The sequence below is a fragment of the Achromobacter sp. E1 genome (assembly GCF_037039475.1).
GTDB lineage: Bacteria > Pseudomonadota > Gammaproteobacteria > Burkholderiales > Burkholderiaceae_B > Achromobacter > Achromobacter mucicolens.
The window spans coordinates 2,364,095-2,383,673 of sequence record NZ_CP146253.1 but is presented as its reverse complement, the minus strand read 5'-3'; the positions used below and the strand labels follow the sequence as shown (position 1 = coordinate 2,383,673).

Sequence of the window (19,579 nt, the reverse complement as noted above, 5' to 3'; positions counted from 1 at the left end):
GATTACATCCCCAGATAGGCGCGGCGCACGTCGTCGCTAGCCAAAAGGTCGGGACAACTGCCGCTGTAGCGCACGGCGCCGTTTTCCAGCACATAGGCCCGCTGCCCGGTTTCGAGGGACTGGCCCACGTTCTGCTCGACCAGCAAAATCGCCAGTCCGTCGCCGTGCAACCGCTTGATGAGGCCGAACAGTTCCTCGACCATCAACGGCGACAGGCCAAGCGAGGGTTCGTCCAGGATCAGGAGGCGCGGCTCGGCCATGAGGCCGCGGCCGATCGCCAGCATCTGCTGTTCCCCGCCCGACATCGTGCCCGCCAGCTGATCCAGGCGTTCGCGCAGCCGCGGAAAAATGTCCAGCACCTTGTCCAGGTTCTGCGCACGGCGCTCGCGCGCCCGCGTGAACGAGCCCAGTTCCAGGTTCTCGCGCACGCTCAGGTTCGGGAACACGCGGCGGCCCTCGGGCACCTGGATCAGGCCCGCCTGCACCACCTGACGGTAGTGGCGGCCGGTCAGGTCCTGGCCTTCGAAGCGCACCGTGCCTCCCCACGGCCGGCGCAGGCCGCACACCGTGTTGTTCAGGGTGGATTTGCCCGCGCCGTTGCTGCCCAGCAGCACCACGATCTCGCCCGCGCCCACGTCCAGGTCGACGCCGCGCAGCACTTCCATGCGCCCGTAGCCCGCCCGCAAGCCTTTGACCTCCAGCAGCGCGCTCATGCCGGCGCTCCCTGCGCGGCAAGCCGCGCCGCCGCGCCGTGGCCCAGATAGGCCTCCACGACCTTCGGGTCGCGCGTGACCTCTCCGGGCGTGCCCGAGGCGATCAGGCGGCCCTGCGCCAGCACCCACACATGCTCGGCCAGGCTCATCACCGCCCGCATCACGTGTTCGATCATAAGCACGGTGACGCCATCGTCCACCAGCTTTTTCACCACCGGAATCATCTCGTCGATCTCACTGGGATTCAGGCCCGCCAGCACCTCGTCCAGCAGCAGGAGGCGCGGCCGCGTGGCCAGCGCCCGCGCCAGTTCCAGGCGCTTGCGTCCGGCCACCGTCAGGTCCGCCGCCGGTTTGTCCAGCGAGGCCTGCAGGTTGACGCGCGCGGCCACGGCCTCGGCCGCGGCAAGCGCCTCGTCGCGGTCCGCCAGGCGCAGATGCGCGCCCACGGCAATGTTCTGGCGCACGGTCTGCGCGCCGAATGGCTGCACGATCTGGAAAGTGCGGGTCAGGCCGAGCCGCGCGGATTCGTGCGGCGCCTGCCCGGTGATGTCCTGGCCGGCAAAGTGCACCGAACCCGACCCGGGCTTCAGAAAACCCGACAGCAGGCCGAACAGCGTCGTCTTGCCCGCGCCGTTGGGCCCGACCAGCGCGGTCAGCGAGCCTTCCCGCACGTCCAGGCTCACGTCCTGCACGGCCTTCAGGCCGCCGAACGTGATGGACAGATTGCGCGCTTGAAGCAGGATGTCAGACACGGGCGCGCTCCTTCATTCCAAACAGGCGGCCAAGCGACTGCCCGCCGCCGGTGATGCCGCGCGGCATGAACATCACGATCAGGATCAGCACCACGCCGTAGATCACCATGCTGATGCCCGGCAGCTCGCCGAAGAGGTTGCGGGTCAGGTCGGCCAGCGCATGCAGCGTCACCGCGCCCAGCAGCGGCCCCCACAGGGTGCCCATACCGCCCACGATGGCGCCCACCAGGGCCTCCACCGACACGGCCGAGCCAAAGGCGATGCCCGGGTCGATGTACTGGAAGACCTGCACGTAGAAGGCGCCGGCCACGCTCATGAAGGCGGCCGACAGCGCAATGCCGCCCAGCTTGACGCGCAGCGGATTCACGCCGATGGCACGCGCCGCGTCCTCGTTGTCGCGCACGGCCTGCAGATAGGCGCCGAAGCGGGAATGGCGCAGCCACGCGGTCACCAGTAGGGCCAGCAGCACGAACGCAAGCAGCAGGTAGATGTAGCCGCGGCGCGAGCCGAACTGCATGTTGGCCACGCCTTCCTGCAGCGGCACCATCAGCCCGACGCCGCCGCCAGTAAACGAGGCCGACAGCGCCAGGATGCGAAAGACTTCAGCAAATGCCAGCGTCACCAGCGCAAAATACGAGCCCTTGAGCCCGTAGCGGAACGTCAGCCCGCCCACCGCCACGCCGACCAGCGCGCCCAGCGCGATCGCCATGGGCAGCACCAGCCACGGGTTCAGGCCCAGGTTCAACTGGCCCAGCGCCTGCGCGTACGCGCCCACGCCGAAAAAGAGCGCATGCCCGAACGACAGCTGGCCGCCGTACCCGCCCAGGATGTTCCAGGCCTGCGACAGCAGCGCCGCGTAGAGCGACATCATGACGAACGTCAGCAGCACGCCCGACTGGGCCAGCGCGGCCACGGCCACGAGCACCACCCCGAATAGCGCGATAGCGAAAAGATCCCGTTTCATGCTCAGCCCCTCGCCCCGAACAGCCCCTGCGGGCGAAACAGCAGCACCGCGATGAAGATCGCGAAGATGCCCATCTGTCCCAGCGAGTCGCCCAGGAACAGGCCGCCGATGGACTCCACCACGCCAATGAGCAGTCCGCCCACCAGCGCCCCCACGAAACTGCCCATGCCGCCCAGCACCACGATGGTGAAGGCGACCAGCACGAAGCCGCTGCCCACCTGCGGATTGACGTAGTAGGCCGGCAGCAGAAAGCACGCCGCCGCGCCCAGGCAGGCCATGCCGATGCCGAACGACACCGCGTAGACCTTTTCCACGTCGATGCCCATCAGCTTGGCGCCCTGCTTTTCGCGGGCGACGGCGCGGATGGCGCGGCCCAGGTCGGTGCTGCGGATGATCCAGAACAGCACCGCCGCCACCGCCAGCGCGCCGCAGAAGGCGATGACCTTGGGCAGCGCGATCATGGCCGGGCCGATCTCGACCGTGGACAGCGTGTACGCGGTGTCGATGCTGCGCGTGTCAGACTTGAACCAGACCAGCGCCAGGTTCTCCAGCACGATCGCCAGGCCCAGCGTCACGAGCAGGATGTTCTCGTCCTTGCCGTGGCTTGCGCGGTTGATGACGACGCGCTGCAAGGCGTAGCCCAGCACGAACATGCCGGGCACGACCAGCGGCAAGGCGGCATAGGGGTCGATGCCCAGCCGGTCCTTGAGCAGGTACACGGCGTACAGCGCCACCATGAGCGCCGCGCCGTGGGCAAAGTTGATGATGTGCAGCACCCCGTAGATCAGGGTCAGGCCCAGGGCGATGAGCGCGTACACCGCGCCCGTCGTCAGGCCGTTCAGCACCGAGGAAAAGAGGATGGCGGGATCGAGCATGGGTCTTGTCAGGCCTTCAGCGGGAACACGGCATCGGCCTGGCGGTATTCGGCCGGGAAGATCACCTTGATGTCGCCGCCGATCACCTGCGTAAGCAGCGGCTGCGCGCCGGTGTTCTGGCCATTGACGAACTTGGTCGGGCCATAGGGCATCAGGTTGTCCTGGAAGGTGCTGGACGCCAGCGCCTCGATGATCGCGGCGCGGTCGGCGGACTTGGCGCGCTCCAGCGCATCGGCCAGCAGCAGCATGGCGGTGTAGGTCATGAAGACCTCGTAGCTGAAGTACGCGCCCTTCTCTTCCACCCGGGCCTTCAGCGGCGCGACGCGCGCATCCTTCGGGTTGAACCAGTGGTTGCAGTCGATGATGCCGTTGGCGATGTCCGGAAATTCCTTCAGGAACTTGTAGCTGGAGGCCGCGCCGCCCAGCACCGAGTAGATGGCCTTGGGCTGCACCTTCTGCTGCTTCATGGCGCGCAGCAGCAAGGCGTATTCGTTGTAGTAGTTGGCCGGGATCACGATGTCGGGATTCACGGACCGCATGCGCAGCACGATGTTGTTGAAGTCGCGCGTCGGGTTCGGGTGCTTGACGACTTCCTTGACCTCGAAGCCGTGCTCCGGCAGCGCCTTGGACAGGAGCGCGGCGGTGCCCGTGCCGAACAGCGAGTCCTCGTGCACGATCATCACGGTCTTGGCCGGCTTGCCGGCGGCGTCGTTCAGCGCGGCCAGGTCCAGGATGGCGCGTTCGCTACAGGCACGGTAGCCCGGACCGAAACGGAAGGTATTCTTCAGGCCACGCTCGACGATCTGGTCGGCCACGCCCACGTCCACGACGTGCGGCAAGTTGTACTTGGCGGCCGTCTGGGTCGTGGCCAGGCAGATCGCCGACGCATACGCGCCCACGATCGCCGATACCCCCGCCTCGTTCATCTTCTCGACTTCGGCCGAGCCCGCCTCGGGACGCGATTGCGCATCGCCCAGCACCGCTTGCAGCGGCGCGCCGCCCAGCGACTTGATGCCGCCCGCCTTGTTGATGTCCTCGATGGCCAGCAGCGCGCCCAGGCGGCATTGCTGGCCCGAATACGCCAGCGCGCCCGTCACCGGGTGCAGCACCCCGACCTTGATGGGCGCGGCCCCCTGCGACCGGGCCACCCACGGGGCGGACACGAGGGCCGCCGCGGCGGCGGATTGATAGAGGAAAGTGCGGCGCGAATTCATGGGCGGATCTCCGAGGGGTTCAATGAAATTGGGCCGACAGCTCTTCGCTGACCCAGACCTTGGCGTCGATGCTGCCGACGCGCGATAGCTGCAACTGATATTGGTAGCGGTCGGGCCGGTACAGGCCCTGCAGCAATTGCACCGGCCGGTCGCCCACGTCGCGCACCAGACGCGTGACGGCCAGCAACGCCGAACCGACCGCGACGTCCAGCAGCCGCGCGACCTGCGCATCGGCCAGGCGCGCGGAAATCGTCTGCGTGGCGCCGCCGAACTCCACCCCGGCGGCTTCCAGCAGCATCAGGAGGGGTTCGCGTTCCAGGTCTTCGCGCGTGAAATCGGCCACGGACTGCGGCACGTAGGTGGTGATGTGCGAGAGTGGCCCGGCATCGGTGCTGCGCACGCGCAGGCTTTTGTGCACGGGGGTGCCGGGCGGGATATGCAAGGCGTCGGCCACGGACGGCGGCGCATAGACGAGCGTGCTGTCCAGCACCTGCACCGACGTGCGCAAGCCCATGTTGACGATGTTTTCCAGCAGGCCGGTCAGGTGCGCCTTCTGCTGCGAATCGGGTGCCGGCGCACTGTGCGCGGCGGCTGCGCCGCGCAGGGGCCACGTGCCCAGGCCGGGGCGCCGCGACACCAGGCCGTCGGCGACCAGCATTTCCATCGCCTTGCGAATCGTGATGCGCGCGACGTCGAACTGGTCCGCCAGCGCATGCTCGCCAGGCACGCCGTCCTGGTCGAACCGCCCCTCCTGCAGTTGTTCGCGCAGGACGAGATAGATCTGATGGTATTTCGGAAGTGGCAATGAGGTTCCCATGACGGGAACTCTAGGGGTGTCCTAATGTACGGTCAATGGAACAAATGGTCCCGGCGGTTGTTCTATCGGGAAAACACCGACTCGATCCGATTCCGTCCCCGCTGCTTGGCGTAATACAGCGCACGATCGCTGCGGCTGAGCGCCAGCCCCGCATCGTCGTCGTTGTTGTGCAGCGCGGAAATCCCAATGCTGACCGTCAGCGGGATGGGGCACCCGCCCGTGGAATACGGCGTGTCGGCGATCCGCCGCTGCACGTTGCGGGCAAACACGTGCGCGCGTTCGAAGTCGGTGTCTGGAAGGACGACCGCGAACTCCTCGCCCCCGATGCGGCCCACCAGGTCGATTTCGCGCAATTGGGCGCGCAGCATGTTCGCGAAATGCTGCAACACGCCATCGCCGATGGCGTGGCCCCAGGTGTCGTTGATGTGCTTGAAGTGGTCCAGGTCGCACATCAGCACGGCCGCCCCCTGCCCGCCCTGCCCCTTTATCCGCGTCAGCTCCGCGGCGATGCGCGACATGAAGTGGCGGCGGTTGGGCAAGGTGGTCAGCGCGTCGGTCGCGGCCAGTTCGCGCAATTCAAGTTCCGCCCGCTTGCGGTCGGTGATGTCGGTGACAAAGCCGTGCCAGACCACGCCGTTGTCGGCGTCGCGGCGCGGGCTGGCATCGCCCTGGCGCCAGCGAATGCCCTGAAGCGGCAGGCAGACGCGAAATTCCAGATGCCAGGGCATCTGGGCCGCGGCCGCTGCCTGCAGCGACGCGCGGTAGGCAGGCAGGTCGTCGGGATGGATGCGCTGTTCGATGGCGGTGGTGCTCGCGCGCACGTCGTCGGCGGTCAGTTCGAACATGTCCCAGATGCCCGCGCTGACATACGAGAACCACGATCCGCCCTCCGGCACCGGCCGGCATTGGAACACCAGCCCGGGCACGGCGTCGGTCAGGTTCACGACCAGATCCGCGGTGCGCTTGAGCCTTTCGGACATGGCGCGCAGGGTGCTGATGTCCGTGGTCGTGCCCATCATGCGCAGCGCGCGGCCCGTTTCGTCGCGGCTGACCACCTTGCCGCGGCTGCAGATCCACTTGTAGCTGCCGTCCTTGCAGCGGATGCGGTGCTCGACTTCGTAGCTGTCGGTCTTGCCATCGAAGTGCGCCTGCATGGCGGCCTGGACATAGTCCCGGTCGTCCGGATGCAGGCGGGTGTAAGCGTCTTCGATGCGCGTCGTGAGCTCGGCTTCGCTGTAACCGAGCAAGGCCTTCCAGCCCGGCGAATAGGTGATCTCGCCGGTCACCACGTTGCGGTCCCACACGCCGGTACCGCTGCCGGCAATGGCCAGCGACAGTTTGCGGGCTTCGTCGCGCCAGGTGTCTTCGTCGGCACGCTCGCAGGCCAGCGCGTGGCGCTTTTCGATGGCCGTGGCCGCCAGGCCCGCCAGATCCTGCAAGGTTTGCTGATCGTCGGGCGACAGCCGGCGCGTCTGGTTGTGCAGCAGGCGCAGCGTGCCGAGCAGGCGGCCATCGGCGGCGCGCACCGGATGGTCGAGGGACCAGGGACATGGCGCGGGCCCCGGCGCGGCGCCAGCCACTGCCCGCCACGCGCCATCGGCGTCGGTGCACGCGATGATGACCGTGTCCACGCCTATCGTGCGCCGGGCCAGCCGCGCCAACCTGTCCAGCGGACCGTCCGGTTCGCGTGGCGCGCCGGCCGCGTCAGGGCCAGGCGGAAGGATGGGGGACGCATCTCCGGAAGCGGGCATTTCGAAACCTGATCAATACGGAATTCACCGGTACAGCCAGCGCGTGGTGGCTGACATTCTGTCACGTTCCGCACCAAAATTGCATCATTTCGGCGGGTTGATCAGGCAGATCGCCTCCCCGTTTTCCGTACTGCGGCGTCGTTCCCCCGCCCTTGCGCCCACCCGCTCAGGCCGCTTTCGGCCGGGTGTCCACCGGCAGGCACAGCAAGGCGGTCAGCAGGGCCAGACCCACATGCGCCAGATAGATGGGCGAGAAATCCGCGTGGCTGGCGGCGCCATGCCCCAGCAGCACCACGGTGACCGCCACACCCAGCACGCCGCCGATCTGGCGCGTCGCCTGGTTGACCGCGCTGCCCACCGCGTAATGCTGCGCCGGCAGCCGGTTCACCGCCGCGCCGGACAGCGACGGCAGCACCATGCCCACCCCGATGCCGCTCAGCAACAGTCCGGGCAACCATTCGCGCACATAGGCCGGTTCCGCGCCCGGCACCAACAGGAACCACAACCCGCTGGCCGCATACACCAGCGCGCCGCCCACGAGGAAGGGCCGGTGCCCCATCCGCGCCGCCAGCCGGCCGGTGATGATCGCCGTCGGCATCACCAGCAGCGGACCGGGCGTGACCGCCAGCCCCGCGCGCGGCAGGCTGTAGTGCCACACGCCCGTCATGTAGAAAAAGAACGCAAAGAACATCATGGCAAAGGCAATGCCAAAGCTGAGCGTCGCCAGATTCACGTAGCGATACGTCCGGTGCTTGAAGAGCGCCAGATCGACCAGCGGGTGCGGCGTCACGCGCGCCCAGACCACGAACGCGATCAGCGCCATCACACCCACGGCGGCCGCAACCGCCAGTTCGCCGCGCTGCCACGTTGGCGACTCCGACTGCACGATGGCCAGCGCCACCGCGCCCACGCCCACCATCAGCAACGCCATGCCCACCCCATCCACGCGCCGGCGCGCGTCGGGCTTGACCGATTCCTTGAGCAGGCCCGCGCCGAACCACAACGACACCGCGCCCAACGGCAGGTTGATGTAAAACGCCCAGGGCCAGCCGGCCACGTCGACCACAAAAGCGCCCAGGCTCGGCCCGACGGCCGCCGCCAGTCCGCCCACCGCGCCCCACAGGCTCACCGCCACGGACCGCTGCGACGCCGGAAACGCCGCCAGCACGATCGACAGCGATGCGGGCGTCAAAAGCGCCGCGCCGACCGCCTGCAGCACGCGCGCGGCGATAAGCCACTGTTCCGTGGCAGCCAGCCCACAGGCCGCCGACGCCGCAAGAAACAGCAGCACCCCGCCCATGAACATGCGCTTGCGGCCATGCGTGTCGGCCAGTCCGCCCGAGGGGATCAGCATGGCGGCAAAGACCACCGTATAGGCGTTCAGGACCCAGGACATGTCTGCGGCCGAGGCCGTCGGGAATCCTTCGCGCAGCGCGCCGAAGGCGGCATACAGCATCGTGCTGTCCAGCGACACCAGGAAGACCGCGATGCTGGCGATCCAGAAGACGGGCCAGGGCGAGGCTTGTGGCGCGGCGGGCTGCGACGGGGCGACGCCGGTTGCGGTCAGGCTGACCGCCGCAGCCTTGTCGCCGGCGGTATCCGCCGCGACGTAGGCCGGGTCGTTGGCGCCAAGGCCGGCCGCGGACCCGGCGGAAGTTGTGGGGATACGCATGGCTGTCCGGTCCCCGCTTACAGATAGACGGCCGGGCTGGCGGTCAGGCCCTGCTTGACCTGGCGCGTCAGCTCGTCGGCCAGCACTTCGCGCTCGCCCGCCTCCAGCGCATCCAGCGCCTGGGCCACGATGGCCTGCGGCGAGGACTTGGGCGCATCGATGTCTTTGGTCAGATCGGTGTCCACGAAGCCCATGTGCAGGCCCAGCACCTGCGTGTTCTGGGCCTGCAGCTCCTGGCGCAGCCCGTTCGTCAGCGCCCACGCGGCGGATTTGCTCATCGCGTACACGCCCAGCATCGGCCTGTTGAGCCAGCTGGCGATCGACAGGACATTCAGGATCGCCCCGCCGCCGTTGGCGGCCAGCACCGGCGCGAAGGCCTGCGACACCAGTAGCGGCCCGAAGAGATTGACGTCCAGATGGCGGCGCGCCGACTCCACGCTGCCCGGCGCGAGGAACCCGCCGAAGTCCGCAATGCCAGCATTGTTGATGACCAGCGTCACGTCGCCCGCCAGTTCGGCGGCGGCGGCCACATCTTCGGCGCGCGTCACGTCCAGCTTGACAGGCACGACGCCCTCCAGCGTGATGGCCGACGGATCGCGCGCGGCGGCGTAGACCTTGCGCGCGCCCCGGGCCAGCGCTTTGCGGGCAAAGGTCAGACCGAGGCCGCGATTGGCGCCCGTGATGAAAACAACGGCGTTTTTCAGTTCCATGATGCGCATTCCTGAGGATGAATTGATGTGAAGGTAGGGACTTCGGTGAATCAGAATATGATGATCATCATATTTAAAGGCAGCAAAACGGCCGCGCAGCGCGGCCGGAGAAAATCGAATCAGTGAGACGTTGCGGCAGCCTCGTGGTCGTACTGGTCCAGCACCGCTTGTCGGGCCGAGGCCAGCACCGCGCGTCCGCGCGGGTTGTCGCCCAACGCCCGCGCCAGTTGCAACGCGCCGACCAGCGTGCTGAGCACGGCCGCGGCCGCGTGTTCGCCCGCCTGCGCGGGCAGCACCTGCTGCACGGCTTCCATCAGCCGCTGCACCCGGCTGGCCGCCACCTCGCGCACGTCGTCCGACTGGCGGGGAATTTCCGAGGCCAGCGCCGCGACGGGGCAACCCCGCTCGCAGCCGGCTAGGTGCGCGTCGCTGAGATAGGCTTCGACCCAGGCGCGCAACGGGCTGGCGCCTTCGGCGCGGCGGCGCGCCATGTTCTGGGACAGGCGCGCCGCGCCGTCCTGGCCGGCACGCTCCATCGCCGCCGCCAGCAGCGCGTCGCGCGAAGGGAAATGCGCGTAGAAGCCGCCGTGCGTCAGGCCGGCTTCCTTCATGACGTCCGCGACGCCTACCCCGGAATACCCGGCGCGGCGGATGGCCCGCGCCGCCGCATCGACGATGCGTTCGTGGGATTGTTCCTTGCGGGAGGCAGACATGATCGGGACGTCCAAAATATGATGCTTGTCATATTAAGCCCGCCCTGTTCCGAAGCGCAAGCCCCGGCCCCTATTTCAGCGCCACACCTCGGGTTCGAGGGTGACTTCGCCCTTGGCCGCCGAAAAATACACCACGCCGTCCGAGATATTGGCGTTCAGCTGCATCGTGCGTTCGGCCAGTTGGCCCAGCGCCCGGCTCTGCTCGGCCGGCAGGTTGATCACCTTCAGGTTGCGCGTGCGTTCCAGCTTGTTGCGCACGCCGTCCCACCAGATCTTGCTGGCCGAACCGCCATAGCAGTACACGATCACCTCGTCGGCACGGCCACAGGCGCGCAGGATGCGGCGCTCTTCGGCCTGGCCCACTTCGATCCACAGCTTGATCTCGCCCGTCAGATCCTTCACCCACAGGTCCGGCTCATCGGTATCGCTCAGCCCCTTCGTGAACGACAGCTCCTCCTGCGCATGCAACGCAAACGCCGCCAGCCGTACCATCATCCGCTCGTCCGTTTCCGAGGGATGACGCGCCACGGTAAGCCCGTGACTGCCGTAATAATGGCGATCGGTATCGGCGACGTTCAGGTCGGCCTTATAGATGGTGGCGCGCAGGGCCATGGCGTAGGTCCGTTCAAAAGCGAATTGCGGGAAGGCCGCCATGATAACCGCCCGCTGCGGGGCGCCCCGCGCCTCGGCATTCGTGAATCGCCCATGCCGGCAGGCATTGCCGCCGCCCTAAGCTGCGTGCCAAGCGCCGCAGGCCATGGCTCAGGGGTCAAGGCTCAAGGATCAAGCCCAACGGCTAGAACCGGGCGTTACACTTGCCGGGCCTGCGCCGCGCCAACCCTGCCGGCAGCGCCACTCAACATTCCCGCGCCATGACAGCCACCGCCGCCCTCCTAACCTTCACCCTGGCCGCCGCCATCCTGACCATCACCCCCGGCCTGGACAACGCCCTGGTGCTGCGCACCGCCGCCGTCGAAGGCAGCCGCCGCGCCCTCATGGCCGGCCTGGGCATCAGCGCAGGCTGCCTGCTATGGGGCGCGATCGCCGCCTTCGGACTCGGCTCGCTGTTGGCCGTGTCCACGCTCGCCTACGACACCCTGCGCATCTGCGCCGCGATCTACCTGTTCTATCTGGGCATCAAGCTGCTGTGGAGCACCCGCGCCGTGCGCAAGAACTCAGGCCAGGCCGCCAAGCAGATCAGTGGTACGGACACGGTGGCTGGCAGCGGCACTGGCACCGGCACCGCCAGCGCCACCGGCAACTGTACGGCGCCCCCCGCCTCCAGAATCGCCGCCGCAACGCGCCCCGGCAGCACCGCCACCGCCTGGTTCGTCCGCGGCTGCCTCACCAACGCCTTGAATCCCAAGGTCGGCGTCTTCTACATCACGTTCCTGCCCCAGTTCATCCCCGCCGGCGCCGACGTCCTGCGTTTCAGCCTGTTGCTCGCCACGGTCCACGCGATCGTCGGCATGCTCTGGTTCGTCCTGCTGGTAGCCGCCACCCGCCCCCTGGCCCGCTGGCTTTCCCGGCCCGCAGTCACCCGCGGCCTGGACCGTGTGACCGGCGCGGTGTTTATCGCGTTTGGATTTAGGTTGGCGCTGGAAAAGCGCTGATGAATGGCGGGATGTTTGAACACCCGCGCTTGGACGGGTGTCAGACACCCGGGAAGGCCGGCCGCACTATCACGCGCATCTCGTAAGGGTGTCAGACACCTGGCGGGGGATGGGTGTCAGACACCCGGGGAGGCCGGCTGCACTATCACGCGCATTTCGTAAGGGTGTCAGACACCTGGCGGCGATCATGCGCATCTCATAAGGTTGTCAAACACCCGACGGCGGTCGTCAGACACCCGACGGCGATCAAATACCGCGTCACCAGCGCGCGCAGCGTCATCACCACGACGCAAGACACCCAAACGCCAAAGAAGGCCGCCCGCGCGGCCGATTTTGGCGGCCCCGCAAGATCTTCCGCCCCACCCCACCCGCGGCAAAAACGCAATAACCCAACTCGCCCCGCCACCCAGCGCCAGCAACTAATGGAGCGGCTGGTGACGGGCCGGGTGCGAGCGCGGGGCGTCGATGCGCCCAAGGGAATCCGAAGGCAGGCGCCGAAGGGCGCCAACGAGGATGACGCAGGGGCAAGTCCGGAGCGAAGGCTCCGGACCGCAATCGTGGCCCCGCGCTCGCACCCGGCCCGGCGCCGGCCGCGGCCTAAGAACCCCGACCGCCGCCAGCATCGACAGCATCGACAGCATCGACAGCACCGCCAGCAAATACAGCAAATACAGCAAACACAGCAAACACAGCAAACAACATCAAAGCCAGTCAACCAAGCAAACCAGCCGACACCGCCTCAATAAACCCCAATGGCATGCCGCGCCACGAAATGCCCATCTCCCACGGCAACCAACGGCTCCACCAGCGGCTCATCCCCCACCCGACGCATCGGGCTGGGAATCTCATCCACCAGCAGCGACCGCTCCCGATGCCGCCGCTGCGGATCCGCAATCGGCACCGCCGCCATCAGCTTCTTCGTATAAGGATGCTGCGGATTTTCAAAGATCGCCCGCCGAGGCCCGATCTCCACGATCTGCCCCAGATACATCACGGCCACCCGATGGCTCACCCGCTCCACCACCGCCATATCGTGCGAGATAAACAAAAACGACACACCCAGTTCACGCTGCAGATCCAGCAGCAGATTCACGATCTGCGCCTGAATCGACACGTCCAGCGCCGACACCGACTCATCCGCGATCACCACCTTGGGATTGAGCGCCAGCGCCCGCGCGATGCAGATCCGCTGACGCTGCCCGCCTGAAAACTCATGCGGATAGCGGTCGATCATTTCCGGCAGCAACCCGCACTTGTCCATCAGCCACCGCACCCGATCCTGCGCCGCCTTACCGCGCGCCACCTTGTGGATCAAGAGCGGCTCCATGATCGAATAGCCCACCGTCATCCGCGGATCCAGCGATGCGAACGGGTCCTGGAAAATGAACTGGATATGCTGACGCAGCGTCTGCATGGCGCTGCCGCGCAGAGTACCGATGTTCTTGCCGTCGAATTCGATCGACCCGCTCTTGCTCTTGACCAGTTGCAGCAATGAACGGCCAGTCGTCGTCTTTCCGCACCCCGACTCGCCCACCAGCGACAGCGTCTCGCCCGGATACAGGTCAAAGCTGACCTTCTCGACCGCATGCACGCGCTTTTGCACCCGGCCCAGAATGCCACCGGTAATGTCAAAGCTGGTCGTCAGATCCCGCACCTTCAGCACCGGCCCGTTCTCGCGCCGCACCGTCGAGGGCGCGGCCACCGGCGTATCCACCAGCTTGGCCGGATCCGGCACGCGCGCGGCCTCGTCCACCTTCAACAGCGGAAACGGCGCCGGCTCGTCCGTGCCCTGCATCGCGCCCAGGCGCGGCACCGCCGACAGCAGCGCCCGCGTGTAGGCATGCTGCGGACGCGCAAAGATCTCGTCCGAACCGCCCTCTTCGACCTTGTCGCCCCGGTACATCACCAGCACGCGGTCGGCCACTTCCGCCACCACCCCCATGTCGTGCGTGATGAAGATCACGCCCATGTCCATCTCTTCCTGGAGCTGGCGGATCAGCTGCAGGATCTGCGCCTGGATCGTGACATCCAGCGCCGTCGTCGGCTCGTCGGCGATCAAGAGTTGCGGCTTGCACGACAGCGCCATCGCGATCATCACGCGCTGGCGCATGCCGCCCGACAGCTGGTGCGGATAGCGGTCCAGAATGGCGCGCGCCTCGGGAATGCGCACGCGCTCCAGCATGCGCAGCGTCTCGGCGCGGGCGGCCGCCGCGTCCAGCCCCTGATGCAGCTGCAGGGCCTCGGCGATCTGGTTGCCGGCCGTGAAGCTGGGGTTCAGCGAGGTCATCGGCTCCTGGAAGATCATGGCGACATCCGCGCCGCGCACGCGTTGCAGCGTGGAATCGGGCGCATTGACCAGATCCAGCACGTCGCCGCTGCGCCGGCGCAGCAGCATCCCGCCGTTGGCGATATGTCCGCCGCCGTACTCGACCAGACGCATCAGCGCCAGCGAGGTCACGGACTTGCCGGACCCCGACTCGCCCACGATGGCCAGCGTCTCGCCGCGGTTCACGTGAAAGGAAACATTGCGCACCGCTTCCACGGTGCGTTCGGGCGTTTTGAACCGCACCGTCAGGTCATTGACCTGCACGACGCGGTTGGAATCCATGGTTGCCATATCGATTACTTTTCCTGACGCGGATCGAGCGCGTCGCGCAGCCCGTCACCCAGCAGATTGAAGCCCAGCACCACCAGGAAAATGGCCGATCCGGGGAAGATCGACATCCAGGGCGCCTGGGTCATGAAGTTCTTGGCCGTGTTCAGCATCGAGCCCCACGACGGCGTCGGCGGTTGCAGGCCCAGGCCCAGGAAGGACAGGCTGGCCTCGGCGATGATGGCCGTGGCGATGGTGATCGTGGCCTGCACGATCAGCGGCGGCATGACGTTGGGAAACACGTGCCGGCCGATGATGCGCAGGTCGGAAGCGCCCAGCGCGCGGGCGCTCTGCACGTAGTCCTCGTTCTTGACCGCCAGCACCTGCCCTCGGGTCAACCGGATGAACTTGGGCGCCGCCGATACACCGATGGCGATCATTGCGTTCGTCAGGCTGGGCCCCAGGAAGGCGGCCAGCGCAATGGCCAGGATCAGGAACGGGATCGCCAGCAGCGCCTCGGTGGCGCGCGAGATGACGCTGTCCGTCCAGCCGCCGAAGTAGCCCGCAGCCAGGCCAAAGGGCACGCCCACGACCAGCGCGATCAGCACCGACACCAGGCCCGCCATCAGCGAGGCGCGCGCGCCGTAGACCATGCGGCTGTAGATGTCCCGGCCCAGCTCGTCCGTGCCCAGCCAATGCGCCGCCGACGGCGCCTTGCGGATGGTGGTGAAGCTGGTTTGCAGGGGATCCTGGCTGACGATGAACGGGGCCAGGATGGCCACCAGCACGAAGAACAGCACGATGCCCAAGCCGAGCATCGCGATGCGGTTGCGTTTGAACTTGGCCCACGCGCGATTGCGGCTGCGGGGCGGCGTGACGGCTGCGGCCGTTGCAGGAATTGCGCTCATGAGTGCCTCAGGCGGGGATTGACCAGGATGTACAGGATGTCGGCCAGCAGGTTCATCAGGATGAAGCCCACCGCCACGCAGAGCACCACGCCCTGCACCACCGCGTAGTCGCGGGTGAACACCGCGTCGACCACCAGCTTGCCGAAGCCCGGGATTGTGAAGACCTGTTCGGTCAGCACGGCGCCGGCCAGCAGTTCGCCAAACAGCAGCGTGACCAGCGTGACGATCGGCATGAGCGCATTGCGCAGCGCGTGGCGCAGCACCACGCTGCGCGGCGACACGCCCTTCGCGCGGGCGGTGCGCACGTAATCCGCAGACAGCGCCTCCAGCATGGACGACCGGGTGTGGCGCATCAGGTATGCGGCAATCGCGGTGGACAGCACCAGCGATGGCATCAGCATGGTCTTGATGGACAGCCAGAAGTCCTCGGACGGCGACACATAGCCCGAGGCCGGCAGCAGCTTCCACTGCACCGACACCACCATGATGAGGATGATGCCCAGCCAGAAATTGGGAATGGACATGCCCGAGAGCGCCGCGATGTTGGCGCCCATCTCGACGGGCTTGCCCTTGCGCACCGCGGCGATGATGCCCATGGGAATGCCCACCAAGAGCGCAAAGAACATCGCCATGGCGGCCAGTTGCAGGGTGACGGGCAGCTTTTGCGCGATCAGCGTCGTGACGGGCACGTCGGTACGCAGGGACTTGCCCAGGTCGCCTTGCAGCACCTGCCCGGCCCAGGCCGCGTACTGCATCGGCAACGGGTCGTTCAGGCGGTATTTGTCGCGCAGGTAGTCCAGCACGGCCGGGTCGCGCTCTTCGCCGGCCAGGGTCAGCACCGGATCGCCGGGCAGGATTTTCTGCAGCATGAACACGATCATCGACACCAATATCAGTGTCGGGATCGCGACGATCACGCGGCGCAAGATGAGTTTAAGCATGAGGAAAACCGTAAGACAGGAACGACGGACGGCGCCGGCCGGACAAGGGACGATGCGCGTCCGCCGCAAACGACAACCGGACGCGCAAGGCGCGTCCGGCGGGTGCGGCGGTCGATTGCCGCCCCAACATTACTTCTGCGCGAACGTCACGCCCTTGAGCCGGATCATACCGTCCGGGTAGGGAGTGAAACCCTGGACCTTCTTGCTCATGACGAAGGGCCACGGCTGGTAGTAGTTGTACACGCCGGGCAGTTCGTCCTGAATGATGGTCTGCGCCTGGTCGTAGATGGCCTTGCGCTTGGCCTCGTCCGGCACGGTGCGCGCCTGGTTGAGCAGCTTGTCGACTTCAGGGTTGCAGTAGTGGCCATCGTTCAGCGCGCCCTTGCAGGTGACGAAGGCGTGGATGTTGCCGTCGGGATCGACCCGGCCGGACCAGCCCAGCATCACGATCTGGAAGTTGCCGCCCGAGGCTTCCTTTTGCAGCGCCGCGTATTCGGTCGGGCGCAGCGACAGGTCAAAGCCCGCCTCGGCGGCCATCGCCTGGACGATTTCGGCAATGGACGAGGTGGTGGTGTTGTTGCCAAACACCAGCTCGGCCTTCACGCGGTCAAAGCCCGCCTGCTTGAGCAGGCTCTTGGACTTGGCCACGTCGCGCTGGGTGACGGGGAACTTGTCGCTGTGGTAAGGGCTGGCGGGCGGGAACGGCTGTTGGGCCGGTTCAAAGATGCCGCCACCGGCCACTTCGTTGATGGCGTTGCGGTCGATGGCGTACTGGAACGCCTGGCGCACCAGCTTGTTCTTGAACGGGTTGTCTTCGGCGCGCTTGCCGTTGCCCACGTTGAACATGAACTGCTGGAAGCCCAGCCCCGCGACCGGTGCGAACGTCAGGTTGGCGTCGGTCTTGACCTGCGGGGCGTCGGACGGATTCAGGCGTTCCAGCATGTCCAGGTCGCCGGCGCGCAGGTTGGACAGGCGCACGGTGGTGTCCGGGATGGGCAGGAAGGTCAGGCGCTTGAAGGCGTAATCCTTGGCGCCGTAGTATTGGTCGAATTTTTCGAGAACGATGCGGTCGTTCTGGATGCGTTCGACGAACTTGTACGGACCCGAGCAGATGGGCTTGCGGCCCACGGCGGCGACGTCGTCCGAGAAGGTCTTGGGCGACAGCATCATGCCGGCGCGGTCGGACAGCTGCGCGAGCAGTGTGGCGTCCGGTTCCTTCAGCGTGAGCACCAGCGTGGTGGCGTCCGGCGCGTCGACCTTGGCGACCGAACGCAGCTCGCCCTTGCGCAGGCTGTCCGGCAGGCTCATGGCGCGTTCCAGGTTGGCCTTGGCCGCGGCCGCGTCGAACTTGGTGCCGTCGTGGAACGACGCGTCGTCGCGCAGCTTGAAGGTCAGCACCTTGTTGTCGTCGCTGAACGACCACGAGGTGGCCAGTTGCGGCACGAAGTGCAGTTTGGGATCGATGTCCACCAGCTTGTCGCACAGCGACGTGAACACGATGCGGCCCACGTAGGTGCGGGCGCGGTGCGGATCCAGGACATCGGGATCTTCCTGCAGGCCGATGCGGATGTTCTGGGCGCTGGCGGCGCCGGCGGCCAGCGCCAGCAGGCTGGCGCCGAAGGTCATGGTCAAGCGTTTCATTGTGTTTATTCCCCTTGTTGCTGCATTTGCCGGTTTAAGGAAGCGCTTTAGAAGCCCACCGCCTGGCCGTCACGACGGCTGTCGCTGGCGGCGACGTAACCCAGTTCGTTGTCGTTTTCGGACATGCGCCAGATGAATTGGCCGGCGCCGAAATCCATGTAAGGATCGTCAACGGATTTCAAAGCATGCCCCAGGTCTTTCAGTCCCGCAATCGTAGAAGCCTTCATATTGGTCTCGATGTCGAGCGTGAAGTCGCGGTTGACCTTCCAGCGCGGGGCGCAGCACGCAGCCTGCGGGTTCTGGTGGTAGTCGATCATGCGGACCACGGTCTGCATGTGGCCCTGGGGCTGCATGTCGCCGCCCATGACGCCAAAGCTCATGACCGGCTTGCCGCCGCGCGTGAGGAAACCCGGGATGATGGTGTGGAACGGGCGCTTGCCGCCTTCGACCACGTTGGCCGACTTGGGATCCATGGAGAAGCCCACGCCGCGGTTCTGCATGCTGATGCCCGTGCCCGGCACGACCACGCCCGACCCGAAGCCCATGTAGTTGGACTGGATGAACGAGATCATCATGCCGTTTTCGTCGGCGGCGGTCAGGTAGATGGTGCCGCCCGCGTGCGGACGGCCGGCCTCGAAGTGGGTGGCCTGGTCCAGGCGGATCAGCTTGGCGCGGCTGTCCAGGTAGGCGTCCGACAGCATCTGCTCGGGCGTGACCTGCATGGCGCGCGGGTCGGCGACATACTTGTAGAGGTCGGCGAACGCCAGCTTCATGGCTTCGATCTGGATGTGCTGCGACTGCACCGAATCCACGGGGATGTCGGCCATGTCGAAGCGTTCGACGATGCCCAGCGCGATCAGCGCGGCAATGCCCTGCCCGTTCGGCGGGATTTCGTGCAGCTCGTAGCCGCGATAGGACTTGGAGATGGGCTTGACCCATTCCGGACGGTAGCCGCGCAGGTCTTCCAGCGTCATCGCGCCGCCGCATTCCTTGCTGAAGGCGGCGATGCGCTCGGCCAGTTCGCCTTCGTAGAAGTCGCGGCCTTTGGATTCGGCGATGCGGCGCAGCGTGTTGGCGGCGTCGGGGAAGCGGAAGTGCTCACCGACCTTGGGCGCGCGGCCTTCGGGCAGGAAGGCCTGGGCGTAGCCGGGCTGCGACTTCAGTTCTTCGGCAGCGGCGGCCCACTTGTGCGCCACGACGGGCGGCACGGCGTAGCCGCGTTCGGCGATCTCGATGGCGGGTTCGAACAGTTGTTCAAACGGCAGCTTGCCCAGCTTTTCATGCAACGCGGCCCAGCCGGCCACCACGCCGGGAACCGTGACCGCGTCCCAGCCGCGCTTGGGCTGGATGGCCAGGCCATTGGCGTCGGTGCCGTACTTGCGCTTGAAGTATTCGGTGTTCCATGCGGCGGGCGCAACGCCCGACGAGTTCAGGCCGTGCAGCTCCTTGCCGTCCCAGACGATGGCAAAGCAGTCGCCGCCCAGGCCGCAGGAAACCGGTTCGACCAGGACGATCGTGGCCGCGGCCGCAATGGCGGCGTCCACGGCGTTGCCGCCCTTGAGCAGCATGCGCAGCCCCGCCTGGGCAGCCAGCGGGTGCGACGTGGAAACCACGTTGCGGGCAAACAGCGGAATGCGGACGGAAGGATACGGGTTGGCCCAGTCGAAGGTTTTCATGTGGCGGGTCTCATAAGGTTAAGCGG

General features: G+C 66.8%; 17 protein-coding genes. 1 reads left to right on the top strand and 16 read right to left on the bottom strand.

What is annotated here, in order from left to right; all coding sequences use genetic code 11:
- Positions 1-2: 2 nt before the first annotated feature.
- The 11 genes from V6V88_RS10910 to V6V88_RS10860 all read right to left on the bottom strand — a co-directional run bounded on the left by V6V88_RS10910 (position 3) and on the right by V6V88_RS10860 (position 10,793).
- A complete protein-coding gene (locus V6V88_RS10910) occupies positions 3-713 on the bottom strand; it encodes an ABC transporter ATP-binding protein (RefSeq protein ID WP_338619261.1) in 711 nt (236 codons plus the stop codon).
- Positions 710-1,465 carry an ABC transporter ATP-binding protein gene (locus tag V6V88_RS10905; protein WP_062840874.1) on the bottom strand — a complete coding sequence of 252 codons (756 nt, stop codon included), beginning with the start codon at positions 1,463-1,465 and terminating at the stop codon, positions 710-712. Before V6V88_RS10905 ends, V6V88_RS10910 begins: the two co-directional genes overlap by 4 nt.
- A complete protein-coding gene (locus tag V6V88_RS10900; protein WP_056316460.1) occupies positions 1,458-2,429 on the bottom strand; it encodes a branched-chain amino acid ABC transporter permease in 972 nt (323 codons plus the stop codon). The genes V6V88_RS10905 and V6V88_RS10900 overlap by 8 nt, the downstream gene beginning before the upstream one ends.
- Before the next feature lie 2 nt (positions 2,430-2,431).
- Complete coding sequence (locus tag V6V88_RS10895; RefSeq protein ID WP_056316458.1) at positions 2,432-3,304, bottom strand: branched-chain amino acid ABC transporter permease; 873 nt, start codon at positions 3,302-3,304, stop codon at positions 2,432-2,434.
- A gap of 8 nt (positions 3,305-3,312) precedes the next feature.
- On the bottom strand, positions 3,313-4,518 hold the full coding sequence (locus V6V88_RS10890; RefSeq protein WP_062840872.1) for an ABC transporter substrate-binding protein: 1,206 nt from the start codon (positions 4,516-4,518) through the stop codon (positions 3,313-3,315).
- 19 nt (positions 4,519-4,537) lie between these two features.
- A complete protein-coding gene (locus V6V88_RS10885; protein ID WP_056316452.1) occupies positions 4,538-5,335 on the bottom strand; it encodes a GntR family transcriptional regulator in 798 nt (265 codons plus the stop codon).
- A 62-nt stretch (positions 5,336-5,397) separates the two neighbouring features.
- Positions 5,398-7,086 carry a diguanylate cyclase gene (locus tag V6V88_RS10880; RefSeq protein WP_338619260.1) on the bottom strand — a complete coding sequence of 563 codons (1,689 nt, stop codon included), beginning with the start codon at positions 7,084-7,086 and terminating at the stop codon, positions 5,398-5,400.
- Between the two features lie 166 nt (positions 7,087-7,252).
- Complete coding sequence (locus V6V88_RS10875) at positions 7,253-8,758, bottom strand: MFS transporter (RefSeq protein ID WP_230964981.1); 1,506 nt, start codon at positions 8,756-8,758, stop codon at positions 7,253-7,255.
- Between the two features lie 17 nt (positions 8,759-8,775).
- Positions 8,776-9,468, bottom strand: coding sequence for an SDR family oxidoreductase (locus V6V88_RS10870; RefSeq protein WP_280001722.1), 693 nt, complete (start codon positions 9,466-9,468; stop codon positions 8,776-8,778).
- Positions 9,469-9,587: 119 nt separating this feature from the next.
- The gene (locus V6V88_RS10865) at positions 9,588-10,181 is read right to left on the bottom strand and encodes a TetR/AcrR family transcriptional regulator (protein WP_056316442.1); all 594 of its coding nucleotides are present in this window, start codon (positions 10,179-10,181) and stop codon (positions 9,588-9,590) included.
- Positions 10,182-10,256: 75 nt separating this feature from the next.
- Complete coding sequence (locus V6V88_RS10860; RefSeq protein WP_338619259.1) at positions 10,257-10,793, bottom strand: YaeQ family protein; 537 nt, start codon at positions 10,791-10,793, stop codon at positions 10,257-10,259.
- A gap of 260 nt (positions 10,794-11,053) precedes the next feature.
- Between V6V88_RS10860 and V6V88_RS10855 the strand changes: the two genes are divergently transcribed.
- Positions 11,054-11,794, top strand: coding sequence for a LysE family translocator (locus tag V6V88_RS10855; protein WP_338619258.1), 741 nt, complete (start codon positions 11,054-11,056; stop codon positions 11,792-11,794).
- Positions 11,795-12,533: 739 nt separating this feature from the next.
- Here the strand turns inward: V6V88_RS10855 and V6V88_RS10850 are convergent.
- The 5 genes from V6V88_RS10850 to ggt form a co-directional block, all read right to left on the bottom strand.
- On the bottom strand, positions 12,534-14,402 hold the full coding sequence (locus tag V6V88_RS10850) for a dipeptide ABC transporter ATP-binding protein (RefSeq protein ID WP_155721895.1): 1,869 nt from the start codon (positions 14,400-14,402) through the stop codon (positions 12,534-12,536).
- Between the two features lie 14 nt (positions 14,403-14,416).
- The gene (locus V6V88_RS10845; RefSeq protein WP_056316437.1) at positions 14,417-15,295 is read right to left on the bottom strand and encodes an ABC transporter permease; all 879 of its coding nucleotides are present in this window, start codon (positions 15,293-15,295) and stop codon (positions 14,417-14,419) included.
- Positions 15,292-16,236, bottom strand: coding sequence for an ABC transporter permease (locus tag V6V88_RS10840; protein ID WP_056316436.1), 945 nt, complete (start codon positions 16,234-16,236; stop codon positions 15,292-15,294). Before V6V88_RS10840 ends, V6V88_RS10845 begins: the two co-directional genes overlap by 4 nt.
- 129 nt (positions 16,237-16,365) lie before the next feature.
- The gene (locus V6V88_RS10835; RefSeq protein WP_062840869.1) at positions 16,366-17,877 is read right to left on the bottom strand and encodes an ABC transporter substrate-binding protein; all 1,512 of its coding nucleotides are present in this window, start codon (positions 17,875-17,877) and stop codon (positions 16,366-16,368) included.
- A 47-nt stretch (positions 17,878-17,924) separates the two neighbouring features.
- The gene (ggt, locus tag V6V88_RS10830; protein WP_056316430.1) at positions 17,925-19,553 is read right to left on the bottom strand and encodes a gamma-glutamyltransferase; all 1,629 of its coding nucleotides are present in this window, start codon (positions 19,551-19,553) and stop codon (positions 17,925-17,927) included.
- Positions 19,554-19,579 lie beyond the last annotated feature (26 nt).

What these genes read in the sequence shown, in the direction of transcription:
- V6V88_RS10875 (WP_230964981.1), bottom strand. Translation starts at nt 8,758, where the DNA reads ATGCGTATCCCCACAACTTCCGCCGGGTCCGCGGCCGGCCTTGGCGCC.
- V6V88_RS10835 (WP_062840869.1), bottom strand. Translation starts at nt 17,877, where the DNA reads ATGAAACGCTTGACCATGACCTTCGGCGCCAGCCTGCTGGCGCTGGCC.
- V6V88_RS10840 (WP_056316436.1), bottom strand. Translation starts at nt 16,236, where the DNA reads ATGCTTAAACTCATCTTGCGCCGCGTGATCGTCGCGATCCCGACACTG.
- V6V88_RS10860 (WP_338619259.1), bottom strand. Translation starts at nt 10,793, where the DNA reads ATGGCCCTGCGCGCCACCATCTATAAGGCCGACCTGAACGTCGCCGAT.
- V6V88_RS10845 (WP_056316437.1), bottom strand. Translation starts at nt 15,295, where the DNA reads ATGAGCGCAATTCCTGCAACGGCCGCAGCCGTCACGCCGCCCCGCAGC.
- V6V88_RS10910 (WP_338619261.1), bottom strand. Translation starts at nt 713, where the DNA reads ATGAGCGCGCTGCTGGAGGTCAAAGGCTTGCGGGCGGGCTACGGGCGC.
- V6V88_RS10890 (WP_062840872.1), bottom strand. Translation starts at nt 4,518, where the DNA reads ATGAATTCGCGCCGCACTTTCCTCTATCAATCCGCCGCCGCGGCGGCC.
- V6V88_RS10895 (WP_056316458.1), bottom strand. Translation starts at nt 3,304, where the DNA reads ATGCTCGATCCCGCCATCCTCTTTTCCTCGGTGCTGAACGGCCTGACG.
- V6V88_RS10880 (WP_338619260.1), bottom strand. Translation starts at nt 7,086, where the DNA reads ATGCCCGCTTCCGGAGATGCGTCCCCCATCCTTCCGCCTGGCCCTGAC.
- V6V88_RS10865 (WP_056316442.1), bottom strand. Translation starts at nt 10,181, where the DNA reads ATGTCTGCCTCCCGCAAGGAACAATCCCACGAACGCATCGTCGATGCG.
- V6V88_RS10900 (WP_056316460.1), bottom strand. Translation starts at nt 2,429, where the DNA reads ATGAAACGGGATCTTTTCGCTATCGCGCTATTCGGGGTGGTGCTCGTG.
- V6V88_RS10855 (WP_338619258.1), top strand. Translation starts at nt 11,054, where the DNA reads ATGACAGCCACCGCCGCCCTCCTAACCTTCACCCTGGCCGCCGCCATC.
- ggt (WP_056316430.1), bottom strand. Translation starts at nt 19,553, where the DNA reads ATGAAAACCTTCGACTGGGCCAACCCGTATCCTTCCGTCCGCATTCCG.
- V6V88_RS10870 (WP_280001722.1), bottom strand. Translation starts at nt 9,468, where the DNA reads ATGGAACTGAAAAACGCCGTTGTTTTCATCACGGGCGCCAATCGCGGC.
- V6V88_RS10850 (WP_155721895.1), bottom strand. Translation starts at nt 14,402, where the DNA reads ATGGATTCCAACCGCGTCGTGCAGGTCAATGACCTGACGGTGCGGTTC.
- V6V88_RS10885 (WP_056316452.1), bottom strand. Translation starts at nt 5,335, where the DNA reads ATGGGAACCTCATTGCCACTTCCGAAATACCATCAGATCTATCTCGTC.